13 protein-coding genes and 1 pseudogene are annotated in these 14,015 nt (G+C 64.4%); 6 read left to right on the top strand and 8 right to left on the bottom strand.

Translation table 11 applies throughout. From position 1 onward, the window contains the following. The first annotated feature begins 7 nt into the window (after positions 1–7). The 3 genes from EN874_RS02600 (at position 8) to EN874_RS02590 (ending at position 2,530) form a co-directional block, all read left to right on the top strand. Positions 8–814: a DUF72 domain-containing protein gene (locus EN874_RS02600; protein WP_127423936.1), complete on the top strand. Its 807-nt coding sequence runs from the start codon at positions 8–10 to the stop codon at positions 812–814. A gap of 202 nt (positions 815–1,016) precedes the next feature. Then, entirely contained in the window at positions 1,017–1,274 is a 258-nt protein-coding gene (locus EN874_RS02595; protein ID WP_127423935.1) for a hypothetical protein, read from the top strand. Positions 1,275–1,384: 110 nt separating this feature from the next. Beyond that, complete coding sequence (locus EN874_RS02590) at positions 1,385–2,530, top strand: GGDEF domain-containing protein (protein ID WP_127423934.1); 1,146 nt, start codon at positions 1,385–1,387, stop codon at positions 2,528–2,530. Positions 2,531–2,543: 13 nt separating this feature from the next. Here EN874_RS02590 and EN874_RS02585 read toward each other — a convergent pair whose 3' ends face one another. From EN874_RS02585 to urtA, 6 genes are all read right to left on the bottom strand, one after another. Beyond that, complete coding sequence (locus tag EN874_RS02585) at positions 2,544–2,720, bottom strand: hypothetical protein (RefSeq protein WP_126089084.1); 177 nt, start codon at positions 2,718–2,720, stop codon at positions 2,544–2,546. A 261-nt stretch (positions 2,721–2,981) separates the two neighbouring features. Further along, a complete protein-coding gene (gene urtE, locus EN874_RS02580; protein WP_127424504.1) occupies positions 2,982–3,677 on the bottom strand; it encodes an urea ABC transporter ATP-binding subunit UrtE in 696 nt (231 codons plus the stop codon). Between the two features lie 70 nt (positions 3,678–3,747). After that, entirely contained in the window at positions 3,748–4,494 is a 747-nt protein-coding gene (gene urtD, locus EN874_RS02575; protein WP_127423933.1) for an urea ABC transporter ATP-binding protein UrtD, read from the bottom strand. Between the two features lie 6 nt (positions 4,495–4,500). Continuing rightward, on the bottom strand, positions 4,501–5,724 hold the full coding sequence (gene urtC, locus EN874_RS02570; RefSeq protein ID WP_127423932.1) for an urea ABC transporter permease subunit UrtC: 1,224 nt from the start codon (positions 5,722–5,724) through the stop codon (positions 4,501–4,503). Next, complete coding sequence (urtB, locus tag EN874_RS02565; RefSeq protein WP_127424503.1) at positions 5,721–7,337, bottom strand: urea ABC transporter permease subunit UrtB; 1,617 nt, start codon at positions 7,335–7,337, stop codon at positions 5,721–5,723. The genes urtC and urtB overlap by 4 nt, the downstream gene beginning before the upstream one ends. A 136-nt stretch (positions 7,338–7,473) precedes the next feature. Continuing rightward, a complete protein-coding gene (gene urtA, locus EN874_RS02560) occupies positions 7,474–8,754 on the bottom strand; it encodes an urea ABC transporter substrate-binding protein (protein ID WP_245513474.1) in 1,281 nt (426 codons plus the stop codon). A gap of 338 nt (positions 8,755–9,092) precedes the next feature. Between urtA and EN874_RS02555 the strand changes: the two genes are divergently transcribed. The 3 genes and pseudogenes from EN874_RS02555 to EN874_RS34225 form a co-directional block, all read left to right on the top strand. Continuing rightward, entirely contained in the window at positions 9,093–9,479 is a 387-nt protein-coding gene (locus tag EN874_RS02555; RefSeq protein WP_127423930.1) for a hypothetical protein, read from the top strand. 111 nt (positions 9,480–9,590) lie between these two features. Then, positions 9,591–10,061 carry an alkaline phosphatase PhoX gene (locus tag EN874_RS34230; protein WP_245513416.1) on the top strand — a complete coding sequence of 157 codons (471 nt, stop codon included), beginning with the start codon at positions 9,591–9,593 and terminating at the stop codon, positions 10,059–10,061. Between the two features lie 275 nt (positions 10,062–10,336). Then, positions 10,337–10,526, top strand: a pseudogene (locus EN874_RS34225) (ribbon-helix-helix domain-containing protein); the annotation flags it as partial. On the opposite strand, the gene EN874_RS02540 reads toward EN874_RS34225, so the two are convergent. Beyond that, positions 10,523–11,230, bottom strand: a complete 708-nt coding sequence (locus tag EN874_RS02540) for a purine-nucleoside phosphorylase (protein ID WP_127423929.1) — start codon at positions 11,228–11,230, stop codon at positions 10,523–10,525. The pseudogene EN874_RS34225 and the gene EN874_RS02540 overlap by 4 nt on opposite strands. A gap of 77 nt (positions 11,231–11,307) precedes the next feature. Further along, positions 11,308–13,887: a PAS domain-containing sensor histidine kinase gene (locus tag EN874_RS02535; RefSeq protein ID WP_127423928.1), complete on the bottom strand. Its 2,580-nt coding sequence runs from the start codon at positions 13,885–13,887 to the stop codon at positions 11,308–11,310. Positions 13,888–14,015 lie beyond the last annotated feature (128 nt).

Genomic DNA, 14,015 nt, shown 5'->3' with positions numbered 1-14,015 from the left:
GAAGACGATGACCAGCCAAGGAAAGATCCGCTCCGGCATGGGCGGCTGGACCTTCGAGCCATGGGATACTTCCTTCTATCCGGACAAGCTGTCGAAGGCGAAGCAACTCCACTATGCAAGCCGCCAGGTGCCGAGCATCGAGGTCAACGGCACTTTCTACTCCAGCTTCAAGGAGCCGACCTTCGTCAAATGGGCGAGCGAAGCGCCCGACGGCTTCGTCTATTCGCTGAAAGGCAACCGCTTCGTCACCAACCGCCGCGTGCTGGGCGAGGCAGGCGAATCGATGATGCGTTTCCTGGGTTCCGGCGTCGCCGCGCTCGGCGACAAGCTGGGGCCGATCCTGTGGCAGTTCGCGCCGACGAAGAAATTCGATGCGGACGATTTCGAGGCCTTTTTGAAGCTGCTGCCCGAGAAGCAGAACGGCGTGCCGCTGCGCCATGCGCTGGAAGTCAGGCATGACAGCTTCATCGTGCCGGAATTTCCGGCGCTGGCGCGAAAATACAACGCCGCCATCGTCTATGCCGACCATGCCAAATATCCGGCGATCGCCGACGTCACCGGCGACTTCGTCTATGCGCGGCTGCAGACCGGCAGCGACGACAATCCGGACTGCTACACGCCAAAGGGCCTCGACGAATGGGCGGCGCGGGTAAAGACCTGGGCCGAAGGCAAGCAGCCGGCCGACTTGCCGCGCGCCGACCCCCAGACCGATGCGCCGGTCAAGCCGCGCGACGTGTTCGCCTACTTCATCACTGAAGGCAAGGTGCGCGCGCCCTTCGGTGCCATGGCCCTGATGAAGCGGGTAACCGATTAAAGCGGCGAGCCTTTACCGCAGTCATATCCTCTGTTTAAGCACCGGATTTGCCTTGGTGTCGGATCTGCTTTGCGTGGCTCCGTCGGAACTTGCCGGGCATCTCGACCGTTTTGTCTTTTTCGCCGATGGCCGTCTTTCATAGCGGTCGGGCGCCGCTGAACGCTGGCCGGCGGCATCGGAGAACCCGAAGAAGCGAGGTGACATGACTGTCATCTTCATTGGAATGTTGCTTACTGTCGCCGGGATTGTGTACGTGGCGAGTGCAGTCCTCTGGCGCGGGCAACTTAGCAATCCGGCATCTGCCGCCTCGGATCGCCCGAAACCATACCTTGCAACACCTGGACCGACGCTGGAGCCACGCCGGCGCGGGCTCCGTTTCCTCGGCCTTTCACAGAATTGGCCAGGTCTGCTGATGATGATGGTCGGCCTTGCCCTGCTGTTGTCGGTAGTGATCCTGTAACGCAGGAATTCCAGCATCTTCACTGCAATCGTAACGCAATCGATACTTCCTTGCCGCACTAATGCACCTACGCCAGGTTGCAGGGGCCCGGCGCCGGCAAGGACGGCTGCATGCTGCTCGACTACAACTCATTGCTTCTGGCCGTCGGCTTCTCCGCCGCCTGCCTCAGCCTCACGCTGTTCGGGACCTGGCTGACCGCCCGTTCCGACAAGTTCCTGCTGACATGGGCAGTCAGCGTGCTGGTGGTCGTGGCCGAGGTCTTTGCCTATGACGCCTACATCGCGGCGCCCGGAACTGCCCTCGGCGTCCTGACGCTGGCGCTGCTGCTGCTTGGCTTCTCGGTGATGCTGGGCGCGGCCCACCAGTTCCGGACCGGCCGCTCGCCGCTGCCGCGCATCGCGCGTGGCGCAGGCATCTCCTTGGCCCTGGCGTTGCCGCCGATCGCGCTCGGCTATGACGGATTGGGCTTCATGCTCGAGAATTCGCTTGCGGCGCTGCTTCTGTTCGGCACGGCGCATGAATATTGGAAAGGCCGCGCGGAGGCGCCGGCGCAGCTTGTTGGCGTGGCGCTGCTCTATTCGCTGACCGCCGCATCATTCGTGCTGTGCGCGAGCGTGCTGGCATGGGACGGCAAGCTGGTCCTCGGCCACGCGCCGAGCAACTGGGCCGAGGATCTGAGCCTGGTCATCGTCATCGCCTCGATGACCGGTATCGGCGCGCTGTCGCTGGCGCTCAACCAGGGGCGGCTCGCGCGCCACCACAAGCGCGAGGCCGAGACCGATGCGCTGACCGGGCTGCTCAACCGCCGCGCGTTGTTCGACCTGCACGGCAAGACGCCTTTCGGCGCCTTCATGGCGGTGGTGGTGTTCGACCTCGACGGCTTCAAGGCAATCAACGACCGGTTCGGCCATGCCGCCGGCGACGAGGTGCTGAAGATCTTCGCCGAAGAACTGTCAGGCAATCTGCGCCCGACCGACGTCGCCGCCCGCTTGGGCGGCGAGGAATTCGCGCTGGTGCTGAAGCGCACCTTGCCAGAGATGGTCGAGGGCACGGCCGAACGGATCAGGATGGCTTTTGCGGCGCGAACGATCGAGACCGAGACGGGCCGGCTGAATTGCACGGTGAGCGCCGGTTTCGCGCTCGGCAGCAACGAAGGCGTGAGCTTCGACAAGGTGCTCAGCGCCGCCGACAAGGCGCTTTACGCAGCCAAGCGCGGCGGCCGCAACCGCGTGCTCGACATTCGACGCTGCGCTTGAGACTTGCCAGCCCTCAGTGGCGCCCGATCACTTCATTATAGGTGTCGAGGTCGACGTAAAATACCTTGGTTATTTCGCCCAGCAGATCGTCCTCGTCGTAGCCTTGCGACATCAGGATGTTGATCGCCGTCATGATGTCCACGCGTTCAATGAGGCGTCGCTTCTGATAATCCTCGACAAAACGTTCCATCGCCTTCCCCTGGCAAGTTCTTTGTTGGACGCATTGACCGACAATCACTCTTGGGAAAGCTAGGCGGGCTTGCTTGCGTGGAACTTGCGGCCGAACCCGCCCTTCCCCTCATTCGCGACTGGTACGGAAAGCGGCCGACTCACCAGGGCCAAGAAAAGACTAGCACGCGGCTTTACACGCGCCAGAGTTAGGAAGGACTGGGTCGCAGAAATATTGGGCTTGCTATCGGCTCACGCGATCGCCTGAAGTCGAGCCGCCCGTTTAGACTGTCAGGTACTTCCGCACATCCGCGCGGTCGAGATCCTCGGCCGGCCCGGAGTGCACGATCCGGCCGCGGTCCATGATGTTGACCTCGTCGGCAAGCTCGCGGCAGAAGTCGAGATACTGTTCGACCAAAAGCACGGCGATCCCTGCCTGGTCGCGCAGATAGCGGATGGCGCGGCCGATGTCCTTGATGATCGACGGCTGGATGCCCTCTGTCGGTTCGTCGAGCACGAGCAGTTTCGGCCGCATCACCAGCGCCCTGCCGATGGCGAGCTGCTGCTGCTGGCCGCCGGACAGGTCGCCGCCGCGTCGCGACAGCATCTGCTTGAGCACCGGAAACAGCTCGAAAACATGCGCCGGGATGTTGCGGTCGCCACGTCCCAGCGGCGCGAAGCCCGACTCCAGATTCTCGCGCACCGTCAGCAGCGGAAAGATCTCCCTGCCCTGCGGCACGAATGCGATGCCCGACCGGGCGCGGTCATACGCCGCGCTCCGGTCGAGCGCCTTCCCCTCGAAGGCAACGCTTCCGCTCGTCAGCCGGTGATGGCCGACGATCGATCTCATCAAACTGGTCTTGCCGACGCCGTTGCGGCCGAGCACGCAGGTTATCTTGCCTGCATTCGCCTTCAGCGAAACGCCCCGCAGCGCCTGGGCGGCGCCGTAGTGGAGCGTGGCATTGGAGACTTCGAGCATGGTCAACGCCTTCTCCAACGCCGAAGGAAAGCGAAATCGAAACGGTGGAACGGAACGCGCCAGACCATGCTCATCGCCCCAGATAGACTTCGACGACGCGCTCGTCGGCCGAGACGAAATCGAGCGTGCCTTCCGACAGCACCGAGCCTTCGTGCAGGCAGGTGACCTTGACGCCGAGCTCGCGCACGAAATGCATGTCGTGCTCGACGACGACCACCGAATGGTCGCGGGCGATATCCTTGAGCAGCCGTGCGGTCTCCTCGGTCTCGGCGTCGGTCATGCCGGCGACCGGCTCGTCGACGAGCAAGAGTTTTGGGTCCTGCGCGAGCAGCATGCCGATCTCCAGCCACTGCTTCTGGCCGTGGCTGAGATTGGCGGCGAGCTCGTCGCGCTTGTCGCCGAGACGGATGATGCCGAGGATATCGTCGATGTGCCGCGCCTCGGCCGCCGAGCGGCGATGGAAGAGCGCCGGGAAGATCGAGCGCGGTCCTTTCAGCGCCAGCATCAGATTGTCCTCGACACTGTGGCTCTCGAAGACGGTCGGCTTCTGGAATTTGCGGCCGATGCCCATCATGGCGATCTCGGCCTCGTCGTGCCGGGTGAGGTCGACCAAGCCGTCGAAGAACACCTCGCCCTCGTCCGGCCGCGTCTTGCCGGTGACGATGTCCATCATCGTCGTCTTGCCGGCGCCGTTCGGCCCGATGATCGCCCGCATCTCGCCCTTGTCGAGCACCAGCGACAGATTGTTGATGGCGCGGAAACCGTCGAAGGAAACCGAGACGCCGTCGAGATAGAGGATGGTGTTCGACTTGCTCATGATAGCTCACTCCGCCGGCTGCGGCTCGGCGCCGGAAGCGGACCATGCGCCCGGGGTCCTCGCCGCCGAGCGCACGATCTTCGGCTCTGGCGCCTCCGGATCAGCGCCGGCTTCCTCAGCGAGCGAAGCCGCGCGCAGCGCGCTGGCCTGGTCGCGCCACGAATCCCACATGCCGACGATGCCCTTGGGCAGCAGCAGCGTGACGGCGACGAACAGCCCGCCCAGCGCGAACAGCCAGAATTCCGGCAAGACGCCGGTGAACCAGGATTTGCCGGCGTTGAGGAGCAGCGCGCCAATGATCGGCCCGACGATGGTGCCGCGCCCGCCGACGGCGGTCCAGATCACCACCTCGATCGAGTTTGCCGGGTCGAATTCGCCGGGGTTGATGATGCCGACCTGCGGCACGTAGAGCGCACCGGCGATGCCGGCCATGACCGCGGAGACGGTGAAGGCGAACAGCTTGACGTTCTCGGCCCGCCAGCCGAGGAAGCGGGTGCGGCTCTCAGCGTCGCGCACCGCCATCAGCAGCTTGCCGTATTTGGAGTGCACGATCGCCGCGGTGAGAAGAACCGCGAGCGCAAGCGTGACGGCGCTCGCCGCAAACAGCGCCGAGCGCGTCGCATCGGCCTGCACGTTGAAGCCGAGTATGTCCTTGAAATCGGTCAGGCCGTTGTTGCCGCCGAAACCCATGTCGTTGCGGAAGAAGGCGAGCAGCAGCGCATAGGTCATCGCCTGGGTGATGATCGACAGATAGACGCCGGTGACGCGGCTGCGGAAGGCGAACCAGCCGAAGACGAAGGCGAGCAGGCCGGGCACGGCGAGGACCATGAGCGCCGCGAACCAGAAATGGTCGAAGCCGTACCAGAACCAGGGCAGTTCCTTGTAGTTCAGGAACACCATGAAGTCGGGCAGGATCGGGTTGCCGTAGACGCCGCGCGAGCCGATCTGGCGCATCAGATACATGCCCATCGCATAGCCGCCGAGCGCGAAAAAGGCACCGTGGCCGAGCGAGAGGATGCCGCAATAGCCCCAGACCAGATCGAGCGCGAGCGCCAGCAGCGCGTAGCAGAGATACTTGCCGAGCAGCGCCACGATATAGGGCGGAACATAGAGGGCGCTCGTCGGTGAGACCGCCAGGTTGAGCAGCGGCACGATGACGGCCGCCGCCAGCAGGACGAAGATCGTGACGGCGATGCGCCGGTCGGCGCCGAACAGGCGCTGCGCGATCATGCTTCCACCGCCCTGCCCTTCAGCGCGAACAGGCCGCGCGGGCGTTTCTGGATGAACAGGATGATCAGCACCAGCACGACGATCTTGCCGAGCACGGCGCCGGCATAAGGCTCGAGGAATTTGTTGACGATGCCGAGCGAGAAGGCGCCGACCAGCGTGCCCCACAGGTTACCGACGCCGCCGAAGACGACGACCATGAAGCTGTCGATGATGTAACCGCGGCCGAGATTGGGCGAGACATTGTCGATCTGGCTGAGCGCCACGCCTGCAATGCCAGCGATGCCCGAGCCAAGCGCGAAGGTCAGCGCGTCGACCCATGGCGTCTTGATCCCCATGGAGGCGGCCATGCGGCGGTTTGCGGTGACAGCGCGCATCTGCAGGCCCCAGGGCGTGCGCTTCATGACATAGAGCAGCACCGCGAACACCAGCAGCGCGAACACCAGGATCCACAGCCGGTTCCAGGTGATGGCCAGCTGGCCGACGTCGAACGAGCCGGACATCCAGGACGGATTGCCGACCTCCTGGTTGGTCGGCCCGAAGATGGTGCGCACCGCCTGCTGCAGGATCAGCGACACGCCCCAGGTGGCCAGAAGCGTTTCCAGCGGGCGGCCATAGAGGAAGCGGATGATGCCGCGCTCGATGGCAAGCCCGACCAGCGCGGCGACCAGGAAGGCGAGCGGCAGCGCGATGACCAGCGACCAGTCGAACAGGCCGGGGAACGACGTGCGGATCACCTGCTGAACGACGAAGGTGGTATAGGCGCCGAGCATCACCATCTCGCCATGCGCCATGTTGATGACGCCCATGACGCCGAAGGTGATGGCAAGCCCGATCGCGGCGAGCAGCAGCACCGATCCGAGCGAGATGCCGTACCAGATGTTCTGGCCGGCATCCCACAGCGCCAGCGTCGAGTTGATGCGGCCGATGGCGGCGCTCGCCGCATCCCTGACCGCGCCTTGAGCGTTGGCCTCTACGGAGGTGAGCAATGAAAGCGCGTCGCGATCGCCGCGCGCAGCGATGACCGAGACGGCGGCCAGCTTGTCGGCTTCCGGCCCGTCGGAGACGAGCACCGACGCCGCCCGAGCTTGCTCGAACATCGCCTTGACGCCGGGATCGGTCTCGGCGGCGATAGCGGCATCGAGCGGTTCGATGTTCGCCGCATCGGGGGCCTTGAACATGGTCGCCGCGGCGGCAAGGCGCACGGCAGGATCCTTGGCCCGCAGCGTCAGCGTGCCCAGCGCATCGCGGATAGTGCGGCGGAGCGCATTGTTGACCTTGACCTTGGCGAGGTCGATCTTCGCGGCGTCGGCTGCCTTGTCACCGCTCAGCGGATCGAGCAGCTCGATGCCGTCGCCGCCCTCCTTGCCGACAAAGACCTGGGAATCGGACTTGCGGATATAGAGATTGCCGTCGGCCAGCGCCGAGAGCGGGCGCTCGACGGCTGGATCGCCGCTCGCGGCCAATTCGCGCACGACCGCTTCGGTGGCCGCGAAATTCGCAGCGGTGGCAAATTTGGCGATCGTCGCGCGAAGATCGGCCTCAGCCGCGCTCGACGGCAGCAGGCTTGCCATCGTCAGCAGCAACATCAGGCCGATCGCGCGCAACAAGGTCATCGTCTTCAAGCGGCTTCCAGGGGTTCGAGGCTTTCACCCGGGCGGACCGAAGGGCCCGCCCGGGCTGCGGTCTCGGATCGTGGGGCCACTCCGCGATCCGACAGACCTGGGGTCACGGACCAAGTCCGGACCGGGATCAGTTGGTGCCCTTGCCGCCGCACTTGCCGGTGGCGACGTTGAAGTTGCCGCAGGACAGAGGCGCGCGCCAATCCGAGATCAGGTTCTTGGAGTCGGGCAGGTAGTCGGACCATTCGTCGCCCATCACCAGGCCCGGCGTCTGCGACACGGTCTCGAACTGGCCGTCGGCCTGGATCTCGCCGATCAGCACCGGCTTGGTGATGTGATGGTTCGGCATCATGGCCGAATAGCCGCCGGTGAGATTCGGCACCGATACGCCGACCATGGCGTCGATGACCTTGTCCGGATCGGTGGTGCCGGCCTTCTCGACCGCCTTCACCCACATGTTGAAGCCGATGTAATGGGCTTCCATCGGGTCGTTGGTGGTGCGCTTGTCGTTCTTGATGAACTTGTGCCAGTCGTCGATGAACTTCTTGTTCTCGGGCGTGTCGATGCTCTCGAAGTAATTCCAGGCGGCGAGATGGCCGACCAGCGGACCGGTGTCGAGACCGGCCAGTTCTTCCTCGCCGACCGAGAACGCCATGACCGGGATATCCTCGGCCTTGATGCCCTGGTTGCCGAGCTCCTTGTAGAACGGCACGTTGGCGTCGCCATTGACGGTCGACACGACAGCGGTCTTCTTGCCGGCCGAGCCGAACTTCTTGATCGCCGAGACCTCGGTCTGCCAGTCGGAGAAGCCGAACGGCGTGTAGTTGACCATGATGTCCTCGGCCGGCACGCCCTTCGATTTCAGATAGGCTTCGAGGATCTTGTTGGTGGTGCGTGGATAGACATAGTCGGTGCCTTCGAGCACCCAGCGCTTCACCGAGCCGCCATCGGCGCTCATCAGATAGTCGACGGCCGGAATGGCCTGCTGGTTCGGCGCGGCGCCGGTGTAGAAGACATTGCGCTCGCTTTCCTCGCCCTCATACTGGACCGGGTAGAACAGGATGTTGTCGAGCTCCGAGAAGACCGGCAGCACCGACTTGCGCGACACCGAGGTCCAGCAGCCGAACACCGCCGCCACCTTGTCCTTGGAGATCAGCTCGCGCGCCTTTTCGGCGAACAGCGGCCAGTTGGACGCCGGATCGACGACGACCGCCTCGAGCTTCTTGCCGAGTAGGCCGCCCTTGGCGTTCTGCTCCTCGATCAGCATCAGCATGACGTCCTTCAGCGTCGTCTCCGAAATCGCCATGGTCCCCGACAGCGAATGGAGGATGCCGACCTTGATCGTGTCGTCGGCCGCCTTGGCGGGAGCCGACATCGACAGGCCGGCAGCGACTACGCCGGCCGAAAACATTTTTGTTATTGTCGAGAAATTACCCCTCATGTTCCACGCTCCCAAGCTGGTTGTTTTGCATCGCAACATAGCGGTGCAAGCGACGTGCCAAACGCGGGATCATGGTAAGGTCAGGCGCGATAGACGAATAGTTACAGTTGGTTATCGGATAGCCGTCGCACGTATCGGATCTCTGGGGATGGATCAGGACTGAGAAAACTTTGCGCACGACTGCCTAAATTTTGCCCAAATTGTAAAAATGCCTAAACTTTAATCTCAGCTACGCATGCCGCAATCCGCGAACGGGTTGCGAGACGGCGGCAAAATGGGGCAAGGTCGCGGCGCAAACGAGCGACGTCATGGCCTTACGCATCATCCTGAGCTTCCTGCTTCTCCCCTCCGCCGCCGGCAGCGCCCGCGCCGACTTCACCGACGGCAGGCTGCCCGACGGGACCTATCACTGCGAGGTCTACCTGCTCGGCCTGTTCTTCAATCTCGGCGACATCACCATCAAGGGCAATGTCTATAGCGGCCCGGTGACCTTCGGCACCGCGGCAACCTACAACTACCAGATGAATCCCAATGGCGAGATCAGTTGGCTCGGACCGCTCGGCGGCTACACCAGCGGCGGCAACTCGATCTCGATGACGCAGGCGACACTCGACGGCCCGGGCAGGCCGTCCTTCGACATCATCATGAAGCAACCCGACGGCGCCTTCACGGCGTCGACCTGCACCAAGGGGTAGCGGCGGCCCGTCCGCTTCTCCATCGCAACACGCTCTCTCATGTCATGCGGCTGTTGCCGAAGCGGCTTAGGCAGCGCCTGTCGTCAACATCCACCTTGAGAGGTAGACACGATGGCCAATTCTCCGTCTTCACCCTCCCCTGTTATCCGCGACGTCATTGCCGCGCGCGTCTCGCGCCGCAACATGCTGAAGGGCGGCCTCGCCTCCGGCGCGCTGATCGCCGGCGGCAGCTTCGTCGGCTCCTTGTTTGCCGGCGAAACACATGCCGCCGCCGCTCAATCCACCCTTGGTTTTCCCGAGCTGAAGCGGGTCTTTGACAAGACGTTCTATGGTGTCGACACCGAGGGTGCGGCGCGCGGCCTGCCGAAGTTGCTGTTTACCTGCCCGCACGGCGCCGAGGCGACCGGCCCCTGCTTCACGCCCGACGGCACGACGCTGTTCCTGTCGGTCCAGCATCCGGCCGAGGACGCCGAGACGCTCGATAAGGTGCAGACGCTGTGGCCCGACTTCAAGGACGGCCAGCCGCCGCGCCCGTCGGTCGTCGCCATCCGCCGCAAGGACGGCCAGCCGGTCGGTGCCTGAGGCGACCGCGCGCCTGCATAACAAGGCGGAGCTTGATCGGGTTCCGCGCCAGCAGGCAGCCGGAAGGTGGAACTAAGGCAATTCCAGGAAAAGTGTGAGCGGTTTTCCGTCCGGAATTGCGTAAAAACAAGGAGATAGGGCGTTTCGCCGTTTCCGTGAAACGGTGAAACACTAGATGCCTTTCGCCGATATCTGGCGGCTAAGCAGTCGGCCTGGCGGATGGCCGGCGACACGATCGTCAGTGTCGGGTTTTCGGCGCCGCCGGTGGTGAACTGGCCGTCAGAGACGAGATCGCCGAAAGCCAGGCCTGACGACACCCAAATTCATCTCGACCCTCTATGACGAGGCGATCGAGATCAGATCGCCAATTTCGTTTCGATGCTTCGCACGACCTGCGCGCTCTATCTGCGCGGTCAGCGGCCGGCGGCGCAAGAACAGGCGGCACTGAAACAGGTGGCAGCCTAGCTCTCAACCGCCACTTCGAGCGCCAGGCGCGTCATGTCGGTGAACAGCGCCTGGCGTTCGGAATAATCGGTCTGCTCGCCCGTGGCGACGTGGTCGACCACCGTCAGCAGCGACAAGGCGCGCGCACCGAACCGCGCCGAGATGCGGTAGAGCGCGCTGGTTTCCATATCGACTGCCAGCGCGCCGAGCGCCCTGGGCTCGTCGAACCGGGCACGGCCATCAGGATGATGGAAGACGTCGCTGCAGACCGTGAGCCCGGCGCTGCAGGCGATGCCGAGATCGGCGGCCCGCCGCAGCGCCAGCGCGTGAAGCGTCTCATCGGGCCCCGCCGGCTGGTAAAGTCCGAACACCTGCCCGCTGATGGCCCCTTCGGCGCGTACGGCACTGGAAATGACCAGGCCCCGCAGCGGAACGCTCTCCGACAGCCCGCCACATGTTCCGGTGCGGATCAGCGTCCTCACGCCATGATAGTCGAGCAACTCATGGGCATAGATCAGGAAGGACGAGACGCCGATTCCGGTCGCATGGATGCTGACCGGCTTGCCGCGGAACCGGCCGGTGAATCCAAGCGCGCCCCGACGGCGATTGACGCAGCGCGGCGCCTCGAGAAAGGTGTCCGCCATCCATTGAGCGCGCTCGGGATCACCCGGCAGCAGCACCGTTTCGGCGTAGTCTCCCCTGCCCGCCTCGATGTGCGGCGTCACGCGCTATCACCCCCATGATCGGATCCATCCGATCTCCATCATGGCAGGGTCGCAGCAATGTGCAAGCGATAGCTGTTTTAGGATTCCAGCACGTCCTTGACGATCGTCGCCAGTTGCTTGAGCGAGAAGGGCTTGGGCAGGAAGCCGAAATGCGCGTCGGCCGGCAGGTTTCTGGCGAAGGCGTCCTCGGCATAGCCGGAAACGAAGACGAACTTGATGTCCGACTGCCGCTTGCGCAGCTCGCCGAGCAGCGTCGGGCCGTCCATTTCGGGCATCACCACGTCGGACACGACGATGTCGACCTTGCCGCCGAGGGCCTCGAAGACCTCCAGCGCCTCGACGCCGGAAGACGCTTCGTGCACCGTGTAGCCGCGCGAGGTCAACGCCCTGACGCCACCCATGCGAACGGCATCCTCGTCCTCGACCAGAAGCACTGTTGCCGAGCCGGACAGGTCTTTTGCGTTGTCGACCGGCTTGGCGGGCACCGAAGCCGCTGCCGTCTCGCCTGTCTCGACAACCTTCTTTGCCTCCGCGACATGGCGCGGCAGGAAGATGCGGAACACTGTTCCCTTGCCGACTTCGGAATCGCAATAGATGAAGCCGCCCGTCTGCTTGATGATGCCATAGACCATCGAGAGGCCAAGGCCTGTACCCTTGCCGACCTCCTTGGTGGTGAAGAAGGGCTCGAAGATCTTCTTCAGCACGTCCGGCGCTATGCCGCTGCCGGTGTCCTCGACCTCGACCAGCACATAGTCGGCCGGCGCAAGCTCGCGATAGGCGAAGGACTTGCACTCCTCCGTGGCGACGTTGCGGGTGCGCACGGTAAGGTCGCCGCCGGCCGGCATCGCGTCGCGCGCGTTGACGGCGAGATTGACCACCACCTGCTCGAACTGGCCGATGTCGACCTTGACCGGCCACAGATCGCGGCCGTGGTCGATCTTCAGCCTGATGTCGTTGCCGACCAGGCGGGCAAGCAGCATCCGAAGATCGGCGAGCACATCGGTCAGGTTGAGCACTTCCGGCCGCAGCGTCTGCTTGCGCGAGAAGGCGAGCAATTGCCGAACCAGCGACGCCGCGCGGTTGGCGTTCTGCTTGATGTTCATGATGTCGGGGAAGGACGGGTCCGACGGCCGGTGGTTGGTGAGCAGAAGGTCCGACGCCATGATGATGGCGGTGAGCACGTTGTTGAAGTCGTGCGCGATGCCGCCCGCGAGCTGGCCGACCGCCTGCATCTTCTGGCTCTGCGCCATCTGGCCCTCGAGCGCCTTCTGCTCGGTGGTCTCGACGGCGTAGACGATGGCCGACTCCTCCACTCCCTCGCCGCCGGCGCCGTCGGCGACCGCGTTGACGTAGAAGCGGATGTGGCGCTCCTCATTGCCGGGCAGCAGCGAGTCGATCGGCTCGATATTGGCCTGCCGCTGCCGCGCCCTTTCGAAGGCGGCGGCGAAGGCCGGCCGGTCGCGCTCATGCACGACGGTCTCGAAGCGCACGCGCCGGTCGACCGCGTCCCGGTCGACGACGGACGAAAACAGCGACAGGAACGGCGCGTTGGTGCGCAGGATGCGCCCGCCGGCATCGACGCCGGCAATCGCCATCGGCGTCGAGTTGAAGAAGCGGGTGAAGCGGACCTCCGAGGCGCGCAGGTCCGCGGAAGCGTCCTCGCCCTGGGTGCGGTTGAGAACGATGGTGCGCGTCGGCCCGTTCACGCCTTCGCGGCTCGCCGAAACGCGGTGCATGAAGCGGACCGGCAGCGCCTGGCCGCTCATTGTCGTGAGATCGAGGTCGATGACGGCATTGCGCGTGGTGCCGGGATCCGCCTTGACCGAGCGGACGAGCGCCATGCCGTCGCCGGCGACGATCTCCGGCAGCGTGACCGCGCCCGGAGTGAAGCTGGCAAGGTCGATGCCCAGCCATTCGGCAAGCGTGGCGTTGATATAGGTGACGCGGCCTTCCTGGTCAGCCGAGAAGAAGCCGGCCGGCGCGTGGTCGAGATGGTCGATCGCCTTTTGCAGGTCGAGGAAGAAGCGCTCCTGCTCCGCCCGCTCCTGCGAGATGTCGGCGATCTGCCAGGCAAGCATCGGTAGCCGCTGGCCCGGCACGTTGAAGGCGCGGGCCCGGGTGCGATACCAGCGCGCGCCGGGCTCGGCCCCGGGCTTGATCGACTGCGCCAGGCGGAATTCACCGTCGCCGGGCTGGCCGTCGCGCAGGCCGGACGCCAGCCGGTAGATGGTCATCGAGGCCTCGGGAACATCGGAAAGCAGCCCCTCGACCGTCTTGAGGTCCGCCGCCGAAGCGGCGCCCGTCATGTCGGCATAGGCCCGGTTGGCGTAGATGACGCGGCCCTTGGTGTCGGTGACTAGGAGACCTTGCGACATCGAATCGACGAAGGCTTTGGACAGTTCGTCGCCGGTCGAACGCGGAGCGATCTGCACGAAGCCGATCGCCGTCGCGAACAGAAAGCCGACGCCGATCATGGCGAGCACGCCCAGCATGCCGAGCAGGAACGGATCGCCGAGACGCTCGCGGAACAGCCCGAAGACGACCGCGGCGCCGGTCAAAACGACGATGAAGACGATGAGCCTTGCGACGGCGCCCGGACGCGTGTTTTGGTCGACGATCGGTACCGGATAGAAATCGCCGCGCGTTTCCTTGGCCATGTGCCCCCTGCTCGTGATTCCGATGCCCCGACACCCGCGAACGGCCGGTTGAATCACATTCTCCTGTAGCGGAAAAGGCCCCGGCGGCAAATGTCCGATAAAATCAACGAATCATGTTTCAAACTGTT

Source organism: Mesorhizobium sp. M1D.F.Ca.ET.231.01.1.1, assembly GCF_003999155.2.
Classification (GTDB): domain Bacteria; phylum Pseudomonadota; class Alphaproteobacteria; order Rhizobiales; family Rhizobiaceae; genus Mesorhizobium.
This window is presented reverse-complemented; position numbering and strand designations above follow the sequence as displayed.